This window comes from Bradyrhizobium sp. 179, from assembly GCF_023073535.1.
Classification (GTDB): domain Bacteria; phylum Pseudomonadota; class Alphaproteobacteria; order Rhizobiales; family Xanthobacteraceae; genus Bradyrhizobium.
Map to the genome: position 1 here is coordinate 264,142 of NZ_JADPJR010000136.1, position 21,672 is coordinate 285,813.

12 protein-coding genes are annotated in these 21,672 nt (G+C 58.9%); 9 read left to right on the forward strand and 3 right to left on the reverse strand.

The window, feature by feature from the left end:
* Positions 1-41: 41 nt before the first annotated feature.
* Positions 42-1,091, reverse strand: a complete 1,050-nt coding sequence (locus IVB12_RS32230; protein WP_247305564.1) for a glycosyltransferase — start codon at positions 1,089-1,091, stop codon at positions 42-44.
* Between the two features lie 108 nt (positions 1,092-1,199).
* Between IVB12_RS32230 and IVB12_RS32235 the strand changes: the two genes are divergently transcribed.
* Complete coding sequence (locus tag IVB12_RS32235; RefSeq protein WP_247305567.1) at positions 1,200-2,396, forward strand: glycosyltransferase; 1,197 nt, start codon at positions 1,200-1,202, stop codon at positions 2,394-2,396.
* Here the strand turns inward: IVB12_RS32235 and IVB12_RS32240 are convergent.
* Positions 2,385-3,383, reverse strand: a complete 999-nt coding sequence (locus IVB12_RS32240) for a glycosyltransferase family 2 protein (RefSeq protein ID WP_247305570.1) — start codon at positions 3,381-3,383, stop codon at positions 2,385-2,387. The genes IVB12_RS32235 and IVB12_RS32240 overlap by 12 nt on opposite strands.
* A gap of 926 nt (positions 3,384-4,309) precedes the next feature.
* On the opposite strand from IVB12_RS32240, the gene galE reads away from it, so the two are divergent.
* The 6 genes from galE (at position 4,310) to IVB12_RS32270 (ending at position 17,696) form a co-directional block, all read left to right on the forward strand.
* Positions 4,310-5,308 carry a UDP-glucose 4-epimerase GalE gene (gene galE, locus IVB12_RS32245; protein ID WP_247305573.1) on the forward strand — a complete coding sequence of 333 codons (999 nt, stop codon included), beginning with the start codon at positions 4,310-4,312 and terminating at the stop codon, positions 5,306-5,308.
* Between the two features lie 38 nt (positions 5,309-5,346).
* Positions 5,347-6,465 carry a glycosyltransferase gene (locus IVB12_RS32250; RefSeq protein ID WP_247305576.1) on the forward strand — a complete coding sequence of 373 codons (1,119 nt, stop codon included), beginning with the start codon at positions 5,347-5,349 and terminating at the stop codon, positions 6,463-6,465.
* A complete protein-coding gene (locus tag IVB12_RS32255) occupies positions 6,462-9,392 on the forward strand; it encodes a trifunctional glycosyltransferase/class I SAM-dependent methyltransferase/polysaccharide deacetylase (protein WP_247305579.1) in 2,931 nt (976 codons plus the stop codon). Before IVB12_RS32250 ends, IVB12_RS32255 begins: the two co-directional genes overlap by 4 nt.
* A complete protein-coding gene (locus IVB12_RS32260; protein WP_247305581.1) occupies positions 9,389-10,384 on the forward strand; it encodes a glycosyltransferase family 2 protein in 996 nt (331 codons plus the stop codon). Before IVB12_RS32255 ends, IVB12_RS32260 begins: the two co-directional genes overlap by 4 nt.
* A gap of 59 nt (positions 10,385-10,443) precedes the next feature.
* Complete coding sequence (locus tag IVB12_RS32265) at positions 10,444-12,228, forward strand: ABC transporter ATP-binding protein (protein WP_247305584.1); 1,785 nt, start codon at positions 10,444-10,446, stop codon at positions 12,226-12,228.
* A 230-nt stretch (positions 12,229-12,458) separates the two neighbouring features.
* Positions 12,459-17,696, forward strand: a complete 5,238-nt coding sequence (locus IVB12_RS32270; protein ID WP_247305588.1) for an Ig-like domain-containing protein — start codon at positions 12,459-12,461, stop codon at positions 17,694-17,696.
* On the opposite strand, the gene IVB12_RS32275 is transcribed toward IVB12_RS32270, so the two are convergent.
* Entirely contained in the window at positions 17,683-19,152 is a 1,470-nt protein-coding gene (locus tag IVB12_RS32275; RefSeq protein WP_247305591.1) for a lipopolysaccharide biosynthesis protein, read from the reverse strand. The two genes, IVB12_RS32270 and IVB12_RS32275, sit on opposite strands and share 14 nt — an antisense overlap.
* Before the next feature lie 402 nt (positions 19,153-19,554).
* Here IVB12_RS32275 and IVB12_RS32280 point away from each other — a divergent pair, with 402 nt between their 5' ends.
* Both IVB12_RS32280 and IVB12_RS32285 read left to right on the forward strand, forming a co-directional pair.
* Positions 19,555-21,195, forward strand: coding sequence for a hypothetical protein (locus tag IVB12_RS32280; protein WP_247305594.1), 1,641 nt, complete (start codon positions 19,555-19,557; stop codon positions 21,193-21,195).
* Entirely contained in the window at positions 21,185-21,643 is a 459-nt protein-coding gene (locus tag IVB12_RS32285; RefSeq protein ID WP_247305597.1) for a DCC1-like thiol-disulfide oxidoreductase family protein, read from the forward strand. Before IVB12_RS32280 ends, IVB12_RS32285 begins: the two co-directional genes overlap by 11 nt.
* Positions 21,644-21,672: the final 29 nt, after the last annotated feature.

The following is a 21,672-nucleotide window of genomic DNA, read 5'->3' on the forward strand; positions in this document are numbered from 1 at the left end:
CGAGATCTGACGAGGCGGGTTGCCTTTGCGCCGTTGCCCACTCAGGCGGGCTTGCGTCGGATGACACTTCCGAACCTGACGAGCGGCCGCAGGAGTTCTGCCCTGTTGAAGCGGAGCATGATCAGCCGGTACGCAAGCCAGGAAGGGCTCAAGAACAGCCCTGTGAACCAGACGATATGAGAGGCGGCTGCGCGCCAATCTGTTGTCGTGGTCAGCGCAAGCCATATCCCACGGCGCAGAAGTGAACTCGACGTGTCCGCGTCCTGCCCAACATAGCGCAGTCCCAATTTACGCGACGCGAGGCGATAGTTGACAAAGACGATCTCGTTATCGATCGGCCTTGCCGCTTGCACGTGCATGGACTTCTTGTCGCAATGTGCTTTCAGGATATCGAACTCTGCGACGCGGAATCCGATCTGTCTAGGAAAATCCGGAAAGCGCTGCGCCCGCCCCTTCGCGTCATTTCGGCTGATATTTCTGCCATGGAGCCGATATTGCCCCAGGATTTCCTGCACCGTGACCACGTCTCCGTAAAGAGGCGCTATCGTATTGAGGGCGCCGTCATATCCCACGGGCGGATTGAGCGGGACGACCTGTCGAAGAAACGCTCGGGAGTACGCATTTCCTGACATGACTGGCCAGATGTACGTTCCCGATCGTGTAAATTCTGCGTGCACATCGTCTGGCGCGTAGGATTTAGGAAACGCACAAAACGAGCGCCCAAGTCGCCTGCCGGCGCCGTCGATGATGTCCAGATTGAACTGAACTTTCGAAACACCTTCACGCCAGTGCGCAGCGACGTTTTCGAGCGCCGTCGGCATCAGGATGTCATCCGCATCAAGGAACAGCAATACATCGCCTGTCGCTGCGCGATACCCAACCTCGAATGCTGCGATGTTGCCCTGATTTGCCTGAAATATGGCTCGAATCCTGTCACCATAGCCGGCGATGATCTGGCGGGAACCGTCGATCGATCCGTCGTCGACGACGACGATCTCGTCCGCCGGACGGGTCTGATTCAACGCGCTGTCGATTGCCAATCCGACATACCGTTCGTAATTGTAGACTGTTATGACGATGCTGATCTTCAACGCGTGTCGCTCACAAATGTGCAAGTGGCAGAAGAAGCTATCAATCCATGCCTTGATGAGCCAGAAGTAATTTCACGGTCCGCAAATCATCGTTGGTGAGGCAATCGCATGAAAATCGCTCTGATCGATCCGTCACTGTTTACTTGGCCATATGATCTTAAATTAGCCAAAGGATTGACCGATATTGGGCATGCGGCCAGCATCGTCGGGCGCCAGATTGGGCAGAAGCCTTCCGTTGATGAGGACCTGTTTCTTGACCGGCATTTTTATCCGGGATTGCAGTCGCGCTTTTTCAAGAAACTTCCACGTAATGTGCAGCTGGGGCTGAAGGGCCTCAGTCACGCTGAATCAATGACACGGCTGATCAGGCGCTTCAGGAGGACGCCGCCTGATGTGATCCATTTCCAATGGGCACCGCTGGCGATCGTCGACAGCCAGTTCATTCCCATGTTCAGAAGGGTCGCGCCAACGGTTCTGACGGTTCATGATTCGAATCCGTTCAATAACAATCCGAGCTCGCGGATCCAGCGGATTGGCGCGTTCAGCATTCTGCACTGCTTCGACCATCTCATCGTTCATACGACCGTTGCACGCGATCGCCTGCTGCGCGTTGGTATCCCGGACGAGAAGATATCCGTTATCGCGCACGGATTGCTGACGGATCATATCACCCGACCGGCCGACGAGCCCTCGGCCGGAGATGGGCGCGTTCAAATACTCCTGTTCGGCAAGATAAAGCCCTACAAGGGAGTCGACGTCATGCTTCGCGCGCTTGCGCTGCTTCCCCGAGAGGTCAGGGCGAATTGCGTGGTGAAGGTCGTGGGCTGGCCGGAAATGGCGATGGAGCCGCTGTTTGCGATGGTGAAGGATTTGCAGCTCGAAGATAATGTCGAATTCGACCTGCGTTTCGTTCCGGAAGATGATGTGACCTCTCTGGTTGCGCGCGCCGACATCCTGGCTTTTCCGTACCGGGATATCGACGCATCCGGCGTGCTGATGCTGGCGATCGCGGCGGGACGTCCGATTGTCGCGTCGAACCTTGGAACGTTTTCAGAATGGCTGAGCGATCGGGCAGAGGGGACGCTCGTTCCTCCAGGTGATCCCGCCGCATTGTCCCGGACGCTCGAGCGCTTGATCAGCGACCCTGATTATCGAAACCGCAAGAGTCAAGGAATGTTGGAGCTGCGAGACTCCGTGCCGACGTGGACCTCGATTGCACGCCTGACCGAGGCCGCCTATGCGAAGGCTGGCCGGCGTGTGGGCTCGCCGGCCAGTGCCCAGGTTCTGCAGCGTTCAGGAAACTGAAGGGGTCATCTGCCAGGTGGTCTGGCGGATCCACAGGATACCCCAGAAAAAGCCAAGGGCCCACGCGAAGTGCATCACGACGGCGGCCGGCAGTGCAAGCAGCCCGCAAATTGAGCGATGTTTTACTGCAATCATCATTGCGGTCAGCGCCAGTATCGCCAGATAGACCGCCGGCAATGTCAACAGCAGCGGTGCAGCCGGCGCCAGCACGATGGCGCCCAGCATCAATGCAACATGAGTGGGCACCAGGAATTGACGCAGTCGCAACGATCCTGGATGCCGTCTCACCGTTCTCGATCGACCACGACCGTAGTTGAAGTACTGCTTCGCCAGGCTCAGAAATCTCGATCGCGGTCGATATGAAAGGCGGATGTCCGAATCCAGAAATATCCGGCCGCCGAGTGCACGCAGCCTGCAGTCAAACTCTGCGTCTTCATTATGAGCGAAGGTCTCGTCGTAACCACCAGCCCTGCGGAACGCGTCGATGGTCATCGCCGCATGATGCCCGTGATCGACAAAGCCGCTTTGCTTTCCCCCGCGATGTGCCGATCCGCCCGAACCGACCTTAGTGTCCGAGACCCATGCGACGGCCTTTTGTAGGCAGCCGTCACCACGCGAGTCCATGGGGACCACGACCGAGTCGGCTTGGCGCTCGTCCAAGGTCTTGAGGAGGCGCGAAACATAGTCGGCCGGATATTCGCAATGGGCGTCACACCGCACCAGGACCTGCGCCGCAGCACCATAGACCTGTACGGCTAAATTGACCCCGGCACTCTGCAGCCGCTGGGGATTGCGCAACAGATGGAGGCCGCCAATCTCGTTGGCGAGCTGGCGGACAATGTCAGGCGTCCCATCGGTGCTGCCGCCATCTGCAACCACTATTGTGCGATCTTCGTGGAGATTGTCCTGGGCCAGGTTGCGGACAACGGTCTCGATATGGGAAGCCTCGTTCAAAACAGGTATGACGATCAGGACGTTTCTGGACACGGTTTAGCTGCCACTTGCCATTGTTTGCTCAATCCATTGGCAGGCGCGAGAATGTTCCTTGATGCACGCCAAAGGAGGCGTGGACGGTCCGCTAAAAGAATGGCCAACTCGTGACTGCTTCGTTGATGCGTCGTCAGAAAGGGGCATACCGATGGTGCCTTAAAATGGGCGATCTATTCTGCGTGAATCGTGAATAGTGCGTGCCCGATCGCTCGAAGATCGGAAGCGAACCTGACCGGAGTGATATGTGAGAGTTGTTGTTGCTGTCCCCGCTTTGTTGCTGGCGCTGTGTCATCCTGCATCGGCCGATCCGATGACGTTGGATTTTTCATGGCGCGGGGCGCGCGGCTGTATCACGCTGTTCCCAAATCCGGAGATGCGTCTGCGTAACATTCCCGCTGGTGCCACTTCGATGACGCTCACACTTGCGCAAGGAACTCGCGAAATGGGAGGCCAGGACGTTCCGGTCCCCGGAAATGGCGTTGTGCCGTCGGGGACGATACGGACATTTGGTCCTTGCAAGCCGGGTCTGTATGAATGGACCGCCCTCGTGAAGTCATCGACGGGACAGGTTCTATCGGAAGCGCATCAGGCGCGATTCTATCCCGCGGACGAGACCGCAGCGAAGCAATAATTTCGCAACGTCAATCCTCGTGTTGCACCGTTTCGGGTCTTTGCAACTGCGCGTGGCAGCTCCACGCGTCTGCGCGCAGCCGATTGATCGTACGAATGAAGCCACAATCCATCTAGATAAGAATTGACTGGAATTTGGAATATTGGAGATCAAGAACGAGATCGTGCTTCGTGACAAGGAGTTGAGTGTTGTTGGCGCGAAGGTTGATGAAGACGCGTAACGATGTCGCCGGTCCGACAAATCTCGGTAGTCCCCCACCTCCGATCGATGTGGGGCGCGCGGACGCGGCGAGATGAAAAAGACCGTTCTGGTCACCGGCGGTGCGGGCTACGTCGGCTCGCATTGCTGCAAGGCGTTTGCGATGGCGGGCTGGAACGTCGTGACGCTCGACAATCTTTCCCGGGGCTGGCGCGATGCGGTGCGCTGGGGACCCTTGGTCGAGTGCGATATTCGCAATTCAGCAGGCGTGCGCGCAGTGCTGGAAACCTACAAGCCGGACCTCGTCGCGCACTTTGCGGCGCTGGCTTATGTCGGCGAATCCGTGGCCGATCCCGCCATCTATTACGACAATAACACGAGAGGAACGCTTGCCCTCCTGGAGGCAATGCGAGCGGCCGGCTGTTTGCGCGTGCTCTTTTCCAGCACGTGTGCCAGTTACGGAGTACCCAAGCACACCCCGATAGACGAAACACATCCGCAGGCGCCGATTAATCCCTATGGTTGGTCCAAGATGATCATCGAGCGTATGCTGGAGGACTTTGGTCGTGCGTACGAGATGTCGTCGGTTTCGCTGCGCTATTTCAACGCGGCGGGCTGTGATCCTGACGGCGAGATCGGTGAGCGCCACGAACCGGAGACGCATGCCATTCCGCTGGCGATCGAAGCGGTGCGCCGACCCCATCGGCCTTTCACCATTCTGGGAACGGACTTTCCGACGCCGGATGGAAGTGCGATCAGGGACTATATCCACGTCAATGACCTAGCGCAGGCGCACCTTCTCGCAGGTGACATGCTGGTTGCTCGAGGCGGTACTCATGTCTTCAATCTCGGTACGGGGGTCGGCACGAGTGTGCTCGAACTAGTAGAGGCCGTGAAGCGTGTCTCCGGAAAAGAGCCGGTCGTCAGCCGCGGCCCACGCCGCGCGGGGGACCCGCCCATGCTCGTTGCCTCCTTTGCCAAAGCCAAGCGGGAGCTCGGTTGGAGCCCGCGGCAATCCGAGATCGATTTCATTATCGAGACTGCACTGAGGTGGAGCGATAGCAATCCGTCGGCATATTTCGCACGAAGATGATCGATACCCCATTCGCAGGAATTGGATTGGGAAGGGGCGTGACGCATGTCTCCGTGACGTCGGCGTCCGATGTTGCGGAAACGACGTTGAGCGATGGCATGACGGTGTTCTGGCGCGCCAACCGGCCGATCGGCCATGTGCTGATGCATGAAGGCCAAATTGCGGACGCCAGGATCGATCACATCGACGACGGGTTTCTGTCAGCCGTCGACTCCAAGGTGCGAACTCCGACAGAAGTGAGACTCTCGGCGAGCGTGGTGATCTGCACGCGCGACCGTCCGGACGAGCTGAGCAAATGCTTGTCGTCGCTGCCGAGGCAGACCCATCCCCCAAGAGAAATCATTGTGGTGGACAATGCATCGCGCGATCGGCGGACGCGGGATGTCGCGTTGGCCGCGGCAGCAACTTATATTCGCGAGGATCGACCCGGTCTGGATATTGCTCGCAATGCCGGCGCGCTCCAGGCGACCGGAGATATTGTCGCCTATACGGACGACGATGTGCTGCTTCACCCGGGTTGGCTGGAGCAACTGACATGTGCGTTTGACTCTCCCCAGATCGGTGCGGTGACGGGACTGGTGCTTCCGGCCGAGCTCGCGACCGAAGCGCAACGGCACTTCGAGACGTATTGGGGATTTAACAAAGGCTATCGCGAACAGGATTACGACAGCGCAGCCTTCCGATCGCATCGCGGTCGGGTCCTTCCCGCGTGGGACATCGGCGCCGGAGCAAGCATGGCATTCCGGCGCGAGGTGTTTCAGGCCGTCGGACTTTTCGATGAGCGACTGGACGTCGGTCAGGCCGGCTGCTCGGGAGACTCGGAATACTGGTATCGATTGCTCGCGGGCGGCTACACCTGTCGTTATACTCCGGCGTCGGTCGCATTCCATTTTCACCGCAGGACGATGGACGGCCTGGCCAGCCAGATCTATCACTACATGCGTGGTCATGCGGCAGCGCTTCTGGTGCAGTATGAGCGAACGGGGATCTCGGCGAACCGGCGTCTGGCCTACTATCACAAGCCGCGTTGGTACCTCTCTCGGCTGCTCCGGAAAGTAATGGAAGGAGACAGCATTCGCGACCGCTTCCTGAAGGAGGAGGTGACCGGATATCTCGCCGGATTGCTGTTCTATCATCGCCGAAGGCTTCGCAGATGACGGCCCATCCGCGTACGTCCGTCGTGATCGCCGCACGTGATGCTGCAGAGACCATTGCTGAAACGCTTGACAGCCTGCTCGCGCAGAGCGCCCCTGACTGGGAGGCACTTGTCGTGGATGACGGTTCGATCGATGCCACGGCCGCGATCGTTGCTGAATATGCGGCGCGGGATTCCCGCTTTCGTGTTCTGCAGTCTGGCGGAGGAGGCGCTTCAGGTGCCCGCAACAAGGGAATTGCAGGCGCGCGCGGCAAACGAATACTGTTCCTTGATAGTGACGATTGGATTGATCGGTCCTTCCTTGCCCGGATGAATGCTGCGCTGGATCTGGATCCTTCGGCGGTAGCCGCCTATTGCAATTGTTGCCGGGTTATGCCTGACGGCAGCGAAACTCCCGCCCGCTGCGATCCGGCTATCCAGGACAACGCGTTCGAGCGTTTCGCTCGGACGTGTGCCACGTTCATCCATGGCGTGCTTGTCCTAAAGAGCGCTGTTGCAAAGGTCGGTGGCTTTGAGACCAGCCTCCGCACGTGCGAAGATTGGGACCTGTGGCAACGGATCGCACGCTGCGGCGGCAGGTGGATCCATGTCGACGAGAAATTGAGCTATTACCGGACAAGCGACCGTTCACTGACGCAAGATGTCAAACGGATGCTGGCCGACGCGCGGGTGGTCATTGCCCGCGGATTTTCGAGTGATGACCGCGTCAGCGAGCCGGCACCCGAACATAGGGCGGGAGCGTCAACTGCATATGGCAGCGCCGAGGCAGCGTATGCGTATTTCATGCTCTGGTGTGCCGGATTTGATTGCGGCCGCAGGAATGCCAGCGATCCAACGCTGGAAACGCTGAGCAACATTCCAAAGACCGAGACAGCGGCGGACTTCATTGCCGCTGTTCTGCTCGATGCCGTGATGGTCGGGGCAAGAACGGTACCCGCCAAGCTGGCGGAACGGTGGCCGCAATACGGGGAGGGCGTAACCAACTTCATTTCAGCGATCGGTCGCGCGTGGAACGATCCGGCGGCAGGGCGAAAGTGCCAATACCGCTTCGAGCGGAAAGTGCTCGACTATGACGATCTTTCGGCGCCCAGGGTCCTCACGTTGACGTTCGGCACGCGCGTTGACCTTCGCCGTATCGGCACCATCAGGCCGATCGGGACTATTGATCGATTGTACGTCTATCTCTGTGACGGGCCTCGCATCCTGACGCTGCTCGATATTGGTGCCCTCGGCGCTGTCGACAGCCGCTTCTGGATCGCGCTGGCCGCCGATGGCCTCGTTCACTTGCAGGTCAAAGACCAGATCGGAAGGCTGGTTCGGGCAAAAATCGCACTTCACAAGCGGACCGCACGACTTCAAACTTTCATGCGAGACGGCCGAGATACTCACCGGGGGCGGCTACGCGAGTTGGCCTCGCGGGCTTCATGTGAGGCGCGGTCGCGAGCCATCTCAGGCATCTCTGCTTCCAGCAGTCCTATGCGATGTGCCAGGCGATCTCGAGACACCGCACGCAAGCAATTTTGGGAGGAGTTCTTCGAGCAAGAGGATCCCTGGAACTACGGTTCGTCGTATGAACAGGAAAAGTACACTCGGCAGCTCGAGCTTCTGCCAGACCAGCCCATAGATCGTGCGCTCGAGCTCGCGTGCGCGGAAGGACACTTCACGCGCCAATTGGCCCGCAGGGTCAGACGCCTGTGTGCCGCCGATATTTCAACCAAGGCGCTCGGTCGCGCTCGTGTCCGATGCAATGGGCGTCAGAACGTCGAATTCTCTCAATTGGATTTATCCGCCGATCGGCTCCCACAGGACGTCGATCTGATCGTCTGCTCCGAGGTCCTTTACTACCTTAATGACGAGGCCGAACTAGAATCGGTCGCGAGGCGACTGGTGCAGGCGCTGCGTCCTGGCGGTTACCTTGTGGCGGCCCATACCTTTGTGCTGAAGGACAACATGTCGCGAACGGGGGTCGACTGGGAGAGCCCGTATGGGGCGGAGACCATCACGCGGATTATCCAGGGCGTACCCGGACTCGCCCTGGAGACATCGATCGAGACGGAACTGTACCGTATCGATCGGTTCAGGCGGTTACTCCCGGGCGAAGCCGCCCCTGACATACAGGTGAAATACGCGGCTATCGAGGCGCCGATCGAGGTCGAGGTTGCGCGGTCCATCGTGTGGGGTGGGGCTGTGGCGCGCAGGTTTGACGTCACCCAATCCGAAAGACGCACGCACGCTCCGGTCCTGATGTACCACCGTGTTGCGGTCGAAGGACCAGGTGAACTGGCGCGCTACCGCCTGTCTCCCGATGCATTCCGGCAACAGATGCTGTGGCTTCGCCGCAATGGCTATCACACGATCAACTCGGATCAGCTCGCCTGGTTCGTGGCAAATAATCATCCGTTCGTCGGCAGGCCGGTGCTGATCACCTTCGACGATGGGTACGACGATTTTGCCGAGCATGCATGGCCGATCTTGCAAGCAAACGACTTCTCGGCAGAAGTCTTCGTTGCGACCGATTTCGTGGGAAAGCGGGCGGAGTGGGATGCTCCGTTTGGAGAGCCCGCTTCGCTGCTTGGGCCGACGAGGATCGCTGCGCTTGCCGCCGAGGGCATATCCTTTGGCAGCCATTTGGCGAGTCACCCGCGCAGCGAGCAACTTGCGACCCGGACTCTCGCCGAGGAATTGACGCGATCTCGCGCCCAGTTGGAACAGTGGCTTGGGCGATCGATAACGTCGCTTGCCGCGCCTTTTGGCTCTACCGATCAGCGGCTTGAAATTCTCGCCGCCGAATGTGGTTACAAAACTCTGTTCAACACGGTCGGACGGGCCGTAACACTGAAGGACAATCTGTTGAATCTGCCGCGAATTGAGGTCAGAGGCGATTTTACGTTGGACACATTCGCTCGTTGCCTGGAGCAGTACCAATGAATACGGGGGCGCTCCTGGTCAGCGTGGTTATTCCCGCCTTCAACGCCAGTGCAACGATCGACGAGACGCTTCGCAGCGTCAGGTCCCAGTCGCACCGGGAGCTGGAAATCATTGTCGTGGACGACGGCTCCACAGACAACACGGTCGCAGTTGTCCAGCTGCATACGGCTCAGGATTCGCGAATAACAATCATAGAACAGCGTAATGCGGGGGTCGCGGCCGCCCGGAATGCGGGCTGGCAGGCGGCGGGCGCGGACTTCGTCGCGTTCATTGATGCCGATGATCTCTGGACGCCCCGCAAGATTGAGCAACAGCTTCAAGCCTTGCTTGATGCAGGAGAGCGGACTGGTCTTGTCTACAGCTGGTATGATTGGATCGATGCCGATAGCCGCGTAAGTGCCAGGTCCGATCCCGTCTTTCATGCGGGCGAGGTGCTAGACTATCTCTGTCAGGGAAATTTCATCGGCAACGGCAGCTCGGCGCTGGTCCGCCGGGAAGCCCTCATAGCTGCAAAAGGTTTCGAGAGCGGACTCAGGGCATCGGGGGCAGAAGGCTGCGAAGATCTGCTGTTCTATTGCCGTGTCGCGGAGGCGTACCACTTCGCGGTCGTGCCCAAGTATCAGATTGGCTATCGGTACCTCCCGAACAACATGTCAAGCAACAAGACCCGAATGTTCCGGTCGTGGATGCTGGTCGCGGATGAGATCGTGACAAGACACCCTGAGCGCACGGCGCTCCTAGACCTTGGCCTCAGAAACTATGCGCGTTGGCTGCTTCGGAGAGCTCTGACGGGCGGTCAGTTGTGGTACTTCGCTTCAATCTTTGGACTGCTTTTCAAACGGAATCCCTTGCTCGCGCTCAGGGTCGCCGCGCACGATGTGCCGCGTGATACCGTCTCGGAAATCCGGTGGAAATGGCGTCATCAGCGTCGCAGGGCGGTTCGACCTTCGGCGTCGTTGTTTGCCATCGGCGATCCAACTCAATCGCTATGACAAAGCACGCGAACAACATACGAAGACCGAGAGCTGCTCGCCACGCTGCATTGGTCGAATTGTTCAAGCTGCTCAAGCTTGCTCCACTGCCCGGTTGGGTGACCCCCGCGCTGATTGTGCTTGGCCTCGCGACATCGTTGGCGGAGACGGTCGGGATTACTCTCGTGCTCCTGTTCTTCTATTTCGCCATGGGTCAGGTGGAACTTGCAACGTCGACCAGTGGCCTCCTAGGCGAAGCGCTCCGATATGCGGCGAACTGGTTTCACAGCTCGACCGAAACTGCTGTCGTGCTGCTCCTTCTCATCATTGCTCGCGGTGCCCTTTCCTTTATCAACACACTAATCAGTGCGCGTGTTGGAGAGAAGATCAATGAAATCGCGCGCAACCGTGTCCATCTGCAGTATCTGTCAACTTCGTATTCGTTTTTCCAACGCCATGATGAAGCATATCTCATGGAGGTGTTGGGAACCGAGACTTGGGTGATCTCCGGAGCATACGCCAGTCTTACCCGCATTATCGTGAGTTCGTGTTCGGTTTTTCTCTTCGCGTCCTTTCTGTTGGCGCTCTCGATCAAGGTCACGGTCCTCGCCCTGGTCGCCTTGATGATTGTATCGGCCGGATTGCGCCATCTTTCGTTGCCCATGCAGCAGTTGGGTGCCGGCGTAAAGCTGGTTCATCAAAAGCTGGGTGAGCATATGCTGATGACACTCCAGGGTATGCGCACGATCCGCGCGTATGGCCAGGAGGAGATTCACCAGAAACGCTTCGAGCAGGCTTCGACGCAGGCCCGACAAGTCGCGCTGCGCCTTGCGCGCCTATCCGCCCTGGTCTCGCCTCTGACGGAGGTGGGGTATCTTGTCGTGCTGTTTCTCGTCGTCGCGTTCGCTGATTTATGGGGAATCGGCTTCGCGACGAGCCTGACCGCGGTCGCGTTGCTCTATCGATTGCAGCCGCATATGCGAGATCTGGAAGGGAACTTGCTGTATATGGCGCAGATCGAGCCGCAGCTTCGGTCCATCAGACATATGCTGTCGATAGATGACAAGGAGTACCCGAACGCCGGGCACGTTGCCGTGGCTAAACTGGAGAACGGCATCTCATTTCGCAACGTGACATTCCGCTATGATGCCGGCACCGAGCCCGCTCTTTTGGATGCTTCGTTTGACATTCCTGCGGGGAAGACCACTGCGCTCATCGGAGCCAGTGGAGCGGGCAAGACCACGATCGTAAATCTGTTGTTGCGACTCTATTCGGCCAACGAGGGTGTCATACGGGTTGATGGGCGATCCATCGAAGACGTTCGTCGAACCGATTGGCTCGGCATGCTCGCGATTGCGGGCCAGGATGTCGACCTGGTCGAAGGCACGGTGATCGAGAACGTTCGGATGGCCAAGAATGACGCCTCCGAGGAAGAGGTTCGGCAGGCGCTGCGGGTCGCAGGCATTTCAGAGGTCGTCGAGGCCTTACCGGACAAATACGACACCTGGATAGGACAGCATGGCCTGCGCTTCTCGGGCGGTCAGCGGCAGCGTCTTGGTCTTGCACGAGCGATTGTGCGCAATCCGAAGTTCCTCATCCTCGACGAAGCGATGAGCGCGCTCGATTTGACACTCGAGGACAGCATTCGACGCGCGATCCAGCTACAATTCAAGAACCGAACCTTGTTGCTGATAACACATCGCCTGGATTCAGTGCGTGATGCGGACCACGTGGTGTGCATTGAAAACGGCCGCGTTCGCGCTGAGGGCCCTCCCCCCAAGGTCCTGGCGAGTCGAGGAGCGTGGGTAGCAGGAACTTCGCAAGATGATGTGCTCACTTATCGAATGCGGAATACGGTTCCTTAATCGGAACCTGGCGTGTTCGGCGCTCACCCGATGAATGACGGGCCCTGCACTGAGCCTGCTTGATGCAAGCAGCGCGGACTTCACATGAGCCCGTAGCATTACGGTGTCTCCGCAGAAATCTCCAGCCGTCAGCTGATTCTCTCGGCATGCGTCAAATTGCGTCGAATCCATAAGGCTCTTTTGAACGCGTGCATAGTTGTGTGCCACCTAAAAGGAGCACGCAATCCATCATGACCATTATCACTGGAAGCGCCGGTGCTGACGTTCTGTTTGGCGGTACCGGAAATGATGTTCTGACCGGAGGAGCAGGCAGCGACACTTTCGTGGTCTCGAAGGGCTATGGCTCCGATACCGTCACTGATTTTCAGGCGGGCTTCGGCGGCGATGTGTTGCGATTGCAGAACTACGGCTTTGCGACGTTCGCCAGTTTCCTGGCAGCGGCCACCCAAGTGGGCTCCGATACGGTTGTAACGCTGTCGTCGAGCGAAACTCTGACGCTGCAGAATGTCGCGCTTTCGACCTTGGTTGCAAGCAATGTCGCGCTGGACAATCCGCTGCCAGCGAGCGGAACGGCATGGAATTGGGCGGGTACCGTCCCTGCGGGCGGCACGCTGGTGACCGGAGCGACAAATGATGGCATGGAGGCCGGCGGCACGGGCGTCACGCTGATCGGCGGAGCAGGGGACGACACCTACTATGTCTATGACCACAACACTAAGGTGGTCGAGCAGGCCGGAGAGGGTATCGATACGATCCGCGTCTGGAACATCAACGGATACAGCCTTGTCAATGCGCCGAACGTCGAAAACCTTGTCCTGACAGATAGCGTTCCATCTCCCGCCACCGGCAATGATCTCAACAACATCATTATCGGCAATGCCGGCGACAACATGATCGACGGCGGACGGGGGAACGATGTGCTGACCGGTGGGGCCGGTCGCGACACCTTTGTCGTGAGAGCGGGCAACGGCAACGACATCGTCACCGACTTTCAGGCGGGTGCGGGCGGGGACATCCTGCAGCTCAACAACACCGGCTTCAAGACGTTCGCCGATGTCACGGCGGCCATGAAGCAGGTGGGCACAGACCTTGTCCTGACAATCGCTGGCGGCGAAACGATAACGCTTGAAAACACCAGCCTCCAGAATCTCACGGCCGGCAATATAAACATCGTCAGTCCCCTGACCGGATTGGTCCAGACCTTCAACGACGACTTCAACACGCTGTCCGCGGGGCAGGATCCCAGCCTGACCTGGCGCACGAGTTATGCCTGGAGCGGAGCGGCAAGCTACGGGCTGGCCGGCGAACAGGAAGTGTATGTCGATCCCAGCTTTTCCGGGCTGCCGGCAACTCAGGCGTCAACGTCGCTTGGGCTTAATCCGTTCTCGATTCACGACGGCCACCTTGTCATCACGGCACAGCCCTTGCCTGCGAGCGCCACGCCTTATACAGGCAGCGCCATTTTCTCGTCGGGCATGATCTCGACCCAGAACAGCTTTACCCAGACCTACGGCTATTTCGAGATGACGGCCACGCTGCCCAGCACAAGCGGCGCGTGGCCGGCGTTCTGGATGCTGCCCAGCACTGCCAATAACCTCAACACGGAAATCGATGTGCTCGAAGCATTTGGTCAGGATCCTGACCAGGCGCATTGGGCCATTCACTCACCCTACGCGCCCGCGACCAATGGGGGTTGGGCCAATACGGCCAACCTGACCACCGGAGAACACACGTTTGCGCTCAAATGGACGCCCTACGACCTGACGTTTTTCGTGGACGGGAAGGAGGTCGCGCAGCAGGCCACGCCCGCCGACATGAATACGGCGATGTACATGATCGCCAACCTAGCGATGGGCGGGAGCTGGCCGGGCAACGCCGCTCCAGGATCGACGGCGACGATGACCATCGATTCAATCAAAGCCTATCAATTGCCGGAGTACACGCTTGCGAACTACACCCTGCTCACGAGTGGCGGGTCGACCAACACGATCGTGGGAAGCGCAGCTGTAGATACGCTGACCGGCACGTCCGGCAATGACCTGATCGGTGGTGCAGGAGGCGCGGATGTCATGACTGGCGGCGCCGGCGATGACACTTATGTCGTGACCGATTCCGGTGCGAAGATTGTCGAGGCCTATGGCGGAGGCATCGACACGGTAAGCTCCTCGGTGACGTATACGCTTTCAAGCTACGTCGAGAATCTGACGCTCACCGGTTCGGCGGCCATCAACGCCACCGGAAATATTCAATCCAACATCATCATCGGAAATTCCGCGTCTAACGTGATCACCGGCGGGCTCGGCAATGATATCCTGACCGGCGGCGGCGGTATGGATACTTTCGTATTCAACTCCGGCGATGGTTCGGACATCATCACCGACTTTTCTCCGGGATCGGGCGCCGCTCACGACGTCGTCCAGCTCAACGGCTTTGCCTTCGCCTCGTTCGCCGACGTGCAGGCGGCGATGACCCAGGTCGGAAGCGACGTCTATCTGAAGTTGACCAGCCAGGACACCTTGGTTTTCCGCAACACGACGGTCTCGGCATTCACCAGCGACGATTTCCAATTGCCAGCAACGCTCCCGGTCGGCGGGACGATCACGTCATGGATTAGCGGGAAGGCGAGCAGCCGCATGGTGTACGGCACCGCGGCGAACGACAAGCTCTCGGCGGTCAATAGCGATGACACGCTCGTCGGGGGGAACGGCGACGATACCTACGTCATCGGAAGCGCGAACCAGAAAATCGTCGAGAATCCCGGCGGCGGCATTGACAGCGTGGAGGCGTGGACGTCGTACACGCTGACGGCGAACGTCGAAAACCTGACGTTGATGATGGGCGGGCTCGCGGGCGTCGGTAACCAATTGGCAAACCGTATGGTCGGCTCGAGCGGTGACGACGTCCTGGATGGCGCCGGCGGGAATGACTGGCTCTCTGGAGGATCCGGGAACGATACGTTCATTCACTCTGCAGGCAGCGGCAACGATACGATCGCGGATTTCCACGTCTTCACGAGCGCGACCGCCGAACACGACAAGCTGATTCTGAAAGGTTACGACAGCGGCGCCTATTTGACCCATGTGAACGACGTGTGGACCGTTCGCTACGCGGGTGGAGCAGATACGCTGCGCATTGCGGGCGTCACCAGCTTGACGTCGGCCGACTATTCATTCGTTTCCGCGACGAATTCGCCGATGGCGATGACATCTATCGCCGTGCCGACGATCTCGGCGGTCAACGACAGCGGCTCGATCGTATCGGGCCTGATCAATACAAATCATCTGGTCCTCACGGGTCGCGCGCAGGCAGGTGTGACCGTCAAGGTTTTCGACGGGACAACTCAGATCGGCACGGCGATAGCCGATGGCAATGGTAGCTGGAGCATGGCGACCGCATTGCTGGCCGAAGGCGGCCACACCTTTGCCGCCGCAGCGATGGACGGCGTCGGCAATCTCACCGCGCTCTCAGCCGGGGTGAATGTCACCATCGATACGGTCGCCCCGAACGTGCCCAAGCTCGCGTCGTTCTCGCCAGACAGCAACGTTGCCGGCGATGGCGTCACCAATGTCAACCACGTGAATTTGACTGGAACCGCGGACGCCGGGAGCACGGTGCAGGTCTTCGACGGCGCGACGATGATCGGAACCGCGATCGCCGATACCAGCGGAGCATGGTCCATTGCCACCGCAACGTTGGCGGACGGTAATCACACGTTTACCGGCAAGACTGCCGACGCCGCCGGCAACGTCAGCGCTTCCTCCGGTGCGTTGAATGTCACGGTCGACACGCGTGCCCCGGTTGCACCTATCCTGACCTCGGGCGCACCTGGAGCTTCTAGCGCAATAATCGTGTCCGGCACGGCAGAAGCCGGAAGCACTGTCCGGCTGTACGAGGGCGCGACCTTGCTCGGCACGGGCGTCGCGGCGACGAGTGGGGCCTGGAGCGTCACCACCGGATCGCTCACGGCAGGGCAACACAGCTTCACCGCCACCGCCACCGACATCGCCGGAAATTTGAGCCAGGTTTCGAATGCTTTCAGCTCCGCCGTCGGTACGGTGATCGAAGCGGCCGGAACGACATCGCTTATCAAGTCGGGAAGTAACTTCTACCTTTCGACGGCCAGCTCATCGGTGATCTTGAAGAATGGCGGAACGGCGGTTGTCGCGGGGCAGCTTGGCTCGTGGGTGCCAGTAGCTGCGGAAGCGTCGTCGAACGGCTATCTCGTCGCGTGGAAGATCCCCTCGACCGGTCAGTTCGCGGTCTGGAGCACCGACAGCAACGGCAATTTCGTATCCAACTATCTGAACAAGGTGTCCGGCACCGACCCGGCTCTTGAGTCGAGCGAGACCCTCTTTCACCAGGATCTCAACGGTGATGGCCTGATTGGTCTTCCACCAACGCCCCAGAAGGTTTCAGGCACGACAATCGAGGCGTCCGGCTCAACCAGCCTGGTTCTGGTCGGCTCGAATTACTTGCTCGACGCGATGACCAGCGGCGTGGGGCCGACCTTGAAGTACGGTGGCGTAGCGGTTGTGTCGGGACAGTTCGGCGCTTGGACGCCGGTGGGTGTGGAGCAAACGACCAGCGGCTATGATGTGGCCTGGAAGATTCCGGCCACCGGCGAACTCTGTGTGTGGACCACGGACAGCAATGGCAACTATGTATCGAACCTCCTGAACAAGGTGTCCCCAATCGACCCTGCTCTTAAAGCGGTCGAGACGACTTTTTATCAGGATCTCAATGGCGATGGTGTAATCAATACGTCATCGACCATCCTCAAGATCTCCGGAAATGTCGTATTGAATCTGGGCAATATGTCACAGGCCGCGACGGTCGACCCCGGCGCCACGCTCGAACTGTCCGGCGCCGCTTCGGGGTCGATCACCTTCAAGACGTCGACCGGCAATCTGGTGTTGGACCACGCGTCGCAATTTACGGGAACGCTCATCGGTCTGACGGGTGACGGCACCGCGTTCAATTCCAACCATATCGATCTGAAGGACATCGCGTACGGAGCGGGGACGTCGGCGTCCTTTTCCGGCAACACAGCCGGCGGTACGTTGACCGTGGTCGATGCCCAGAATCACACGGCAAATATTTCGCTTGTTGGTGACTACACCAGATCGACCTTCAACCTCTCGAGCGACGGAATGGGCGGCACGCTGGTGATCGATCCTCCGAAAACCAGCGTTGATTTGTCGGCGGTTGCCTCGTTACAGCCTCCTGCGACCGCACCGGCCGTCGGCCTCGCGGGCCTGGAAGATGGCGGGTTCGTGTTCGAGCAGTCCGCTACCTCCAATGCATATGACTTGGTCAACGAGGCGTCTCGCGAATCTGCCAAGGCAGTGCTCCTCGCGGCGATCACTTCCCCAGATGTTGATTCAGGCTTTCATCAGGTCGACGCCGTTCACGCGGTCGCCCCGGTCGATATTCATCTGGCGGAATTGCATGGCTTCATCGTTCGCTGAAGGTCTTTGCCTTTCGAAAGACGTTGCGCAATACGCGTTTCGCAAGTGCCCGTTTCTGCGCGAAGAAGGACATGGCGAGGAGATATGATGCATAGGCAAGCGCCAGCAGCGTAACCAGCCCAGCGAATGAGTTTCCATCCAGCAATGAGATGATCGAAATCCTTGTGACGGTCGCCGCAACGGCACAACCGATCCAATGCGGGACAGTCGTCTTGATCAGGTTCCTTGCCGTCACAGGGCCATGACGACCGATCGATATCGCATAAAGCGGCAGCACGACGGTGCAGTTCACCAGCGTATACGCTGCGGCGATTCCAAGCGCGCCCCAGGGAAGACCGGCGACGAATGAGGTCACGTTGATCAGGGCGGTCCAAACGCCGAGCCTGAAATACTCCTGGCCACGGCCTTCACTGAGGAACAACCAAGCTGCCGTCGCGGTCGCGACCTGGATCAAGCCCGCAACGCCAAGCCAGGAAAAAATCGGGGCTGCACCCACCCAATGCTCGCCGAGGAGAACTCTGAAGAGCGGCTCCGAGAGCAGGATGGCGAAGACGATGCCCGGCTGACATATGAGCATAACCATGGACAGGGCATCGTTGTAGGTGCTCAGATATCTCTCCTTATCGAAACGATGTCGCGAAAGCAGCGGGACAATCACCTGGCCGATAGGGTTATGTAATTGGACGATCGGCAGCAGCAACAGCTTATAGGCCCGATCGTACAGTCCGAGTTCGTCGCCGCCTCGAAATTTGCCGATGAGAATGTTGTCCGCATTTCTCGAGAGATAGTTGACCAGATTGAACCCTGACACGTGCAGGCCAAATCGCGCCATGTGTCGCGTCTCGCTGTCCAGATGGGGATATCCAGGGCGATAGCCAGAATAGGCCCAGATCCCGACTGTCGAAATGAGCGTGAGAACGAGCGTGGACAGATAAAGTGCCCAAAAGTCTCTCAAGATGATTACGGCGACGATCCCCGCGACAACGGAAGCGGTTGTCGCGGCGACATCCAGGATTGCCAGAGCCTTGAACCGGGACTCTCTGGCAAGTAGCGCCGCCGGAACGGTCGCAAGGCCGGCAATGAAGCTTAGGCCGGCAATTGCGATCATGAGCTGTTGAAGCCTCGTATCGTCGTAAAACAGCGCAACTGGATGCGCGCTCAACGCCAGAACGAGAGCAGATGCCGCGGAAGCGAGCACCGACAGCCAGAACAGCGCATCGATCTGACCCTTGGCGATCTCCGTGCGTTGAATGATGGCCTGTCCAACGCCGACGTCCTTGAGGAGTCCGAGGAACGTTGCAGCGGTCGCAGACATGGCCAGCACGCCGAAGTCGGACGGGGCAAGATTTCGCGTCGAGAATATCGTCAAGACAAAACCGGCCGAGAGTTTCCAGGCCTGGGATCCGCCCGTTATGAGGATGTTGGTTACGGCCCGTGACTTGCTGTCTTTGTCCAACGAGCTCACCCTGCGATCTCAAACAGTTTCTTGCGCGGTCTTGCGCCTGCCAGCAAGTGCCTCGGGAAATCCAGTGCGCTGAACGATGGCGGTTCCGATCGTCTCCGGCTTTTAGCTTGGCCCTGACATGAACGGAAGACGTGATCGAGCGATGTGGGATCAGCGGGCTGGGTCGAAACTGTTTTCAAACGATGGTCTGACCGTCACGAATGTCGACGTGGACACTTGTGGTCACATCAATGCCCGCAGTTTGTCATATTCAATTCGCAGTGTTGAGGTTCCCGCGGGATGATTTCGTTGGCACTCGCACCGGGAGAAGGACGAGCTGCGCTTGCGATGCTTGCAGATGGCTAGTGATTCTATAATGTTCGGTTGGGCGAAGCTCCGGAGGTCCCAGACGGGATGGCGTTGTATACCGTTGCATCACAGCAAGGAGCGCGGTCTAGCGTCTCGTCGCTCGCGGGACCTCTCTTCCTTCTTGCAGTAGCCGTCATTCTTTCTGCGATTTCGCGGCGGGCCGTCACGCACCTCGCGCGCTGGTCTGACATTTACGCTTTGGTGCTGGTTTGCTTGGCATTTGCCGGCGCGCTCGCCTTCAGCTCCATTCGCTACCGTGATTTCTCGCCGCCATTGCGTATCACCGCGCTCGCGATCGGAATGACGATTTTCGTGCAGTTGCTGTTCGATTCATTGGGCCCTTTCGCAGGGCCCCCCAACATCCTGTTCGGTTCGAGCGACAAAATTCTGTTCTTCCGCTACGGTGCAGTGCTTGCGGTTGTGGCAGGAATAGCCGCGATCTGGCGTCCTTCATTTCTGGTGCCGCTGTTCTATTTTTATCATGCATGGCGCGAAATGGTGAGCGTCGTGTCCGGCATCTTCGTGACCGAGACCGATTATCTCGGGATGCTCGACGTCGGTAACTTCGCCGTCCTTGGCGTGCTCGGCACGATCGTCCTCACCAGCGCCTGGGTGATGGATCGCGTGCCGTGGCTGCGAACTCTGTTCGCTTCTGCAGACAACGTGAAGCAGCTTCGCGATCGCGCCTATGGCTTGATTTGGGCGTGCGCCGTCGGGGCGCATCTCGGCAGCTATTTCTGGTCGGGAATCGCAAAGCTGCAGGCCGGTGGCGAGAAGCCATGGACCTGGCTGCTCGCAAATCCCACGCAAACCTCAATCCTGATGGGTCTCGAACGCGGCGACGCCCCGCTCGGCCTATGGCCTGGCGCGTTGCAGACGATCTGGGACGCGATCGTGAGCAACCAGCTGATCTTCAACGTGTTCGTGCTGGCTGCCCAGCTCCTATCGCCCTTGGCTGCGATCTCGACGCGCGCGCTGTCGTTTTTCTGCCTGCTGTTCGACATCTTCCACATCGGCGTGTACTTCACACTGGGGGCTCTGTTCTTCTTCTGGATTGCGCTCAACCTGTTCATCGTAGCCGCGGCACGCACCCTGCCGCGTGATGGGTTCACCCCGGCGATGAAGGTTGTGATGGTCGTGACCGTCATTTGTGGCCGGTTCTTCTTCTACACCAATTACCTTGGATGGCTGGACGGGCCGAAGCTGGCAAGCCCGCGGCTTTTCGTCGAGACCCGCGATGGTCGCCAGGTTCTCGCGCCTTCCACGTATTTCGGCATCTACTCGTACATGATCGGGACCGGAACCATGTACATCCCTGAGAATCATTTCCGGGCTCGCGTTGGCGGCAACAACCACGATCTTGCGACTTGGCACGACGCGACCACCTGCGGCCCGGAGATCCTTCCGCGTCAGGACACAGGCGTAGCCATGGAGGCCGTGGAAAAAATGGTCCGCGAGACGGATCGCTTTTTCCGTGTCTATCCCTGGGTGAAGGATAACAACAGTTTTTATGCCTATCCGCACCACATGCTGTCCAATCCATGGCTGTACGGCGAATTCAACAAGCTGACCATGGACGATATTGTCGCCTATCACTATGTGGTGGACTCAGTATGCCTCGGCCTGGCGGAGGGCAAGCTTGTGCGCGACGTTCGGAAGCGAACGGACTATCGAATTGACCCATAGTGATGACGATATCTGGGTGGTCTATGACGGCGAATGCCCGTTATGCAGCCGCTATGTTCTGCTGTACCAGTTGCGGGAGCGTGGGCAGCGCATTCACCTGATCGACGCGCGTTCGGAGCATCCAATCGTGCGCGATATCCGCGCGCGCAACCTCGATCTCAATGAAGGCATGGTGGTTCGCTGGCGTGGGCGGCACTACTATGGGGCCGCTGCAATGCATCTGCTGGCAACGCTTGCCGGGGAGGCGACCGTCTTCAATCGCCTCAATCGGCTCGTGTTCTCCCGGACCCGCCTCGCAAGGGCAATTTATCCAGTGCTGGTGCGCGGAAGGAAGCTTCTCCTTCGGCTTCTCGGCCGCAAGCTGATCGATGAAATCAATGCTCCAGAACAGCAGATACCGGTCGGTCCTTCCGACGAACACATCAAGCACAACGACGGGGTCCGGTGACGATTGGAGGAAGGCTCCAGCGCGCCTCC

Excerpts from the sequence above, each read along its gene's own strand:
- IVB12_RS32235 (WP_247305567.1), top strand. The coding sequence starts at position 1,200 with ATGAAAATCGCTCTGATCGATCCGTCACTGTTTACTTGGCCATATGAT.
- galE (WP_247305573.1), top strand. The coding sequence starts at position 4,310 with ATGAAAAAGACCGTTCTGGTCACCGGCGGTGCGGGCTACGTCGGCTCG.
- IVB12_RS32255 (WP_247305579.1), top strand. The coding sequence starts at position 6,462 with ATGACGGCCCATCCGCGTACGTCCGTCGTGATCGCCGCACGTGATGCT.
- IVB12_RS32260 (WP_247305581.1), top strand. The coding sequence starts at position 9,389 with ATGAATACGGGGGCGCTCCTGGTCAGCGTGGTTATTCCCGCCTTCAAC.
- IVB12_RS32270 (WP_247305588.1), top strand. The coding sequence starts at position 12,459 with ATGACCATTATCACTGGAAGCGCCGGTGCTGACGTTCTGTTTGGCGGT.
- IVB12_RS32280 (WP_247305594.1), top strand. The coding sequence starts at position 19,555 with ATGGCGTTGTATACCGTTGCATCACAGCAAGGAGCGCGGTCTAGCGTC.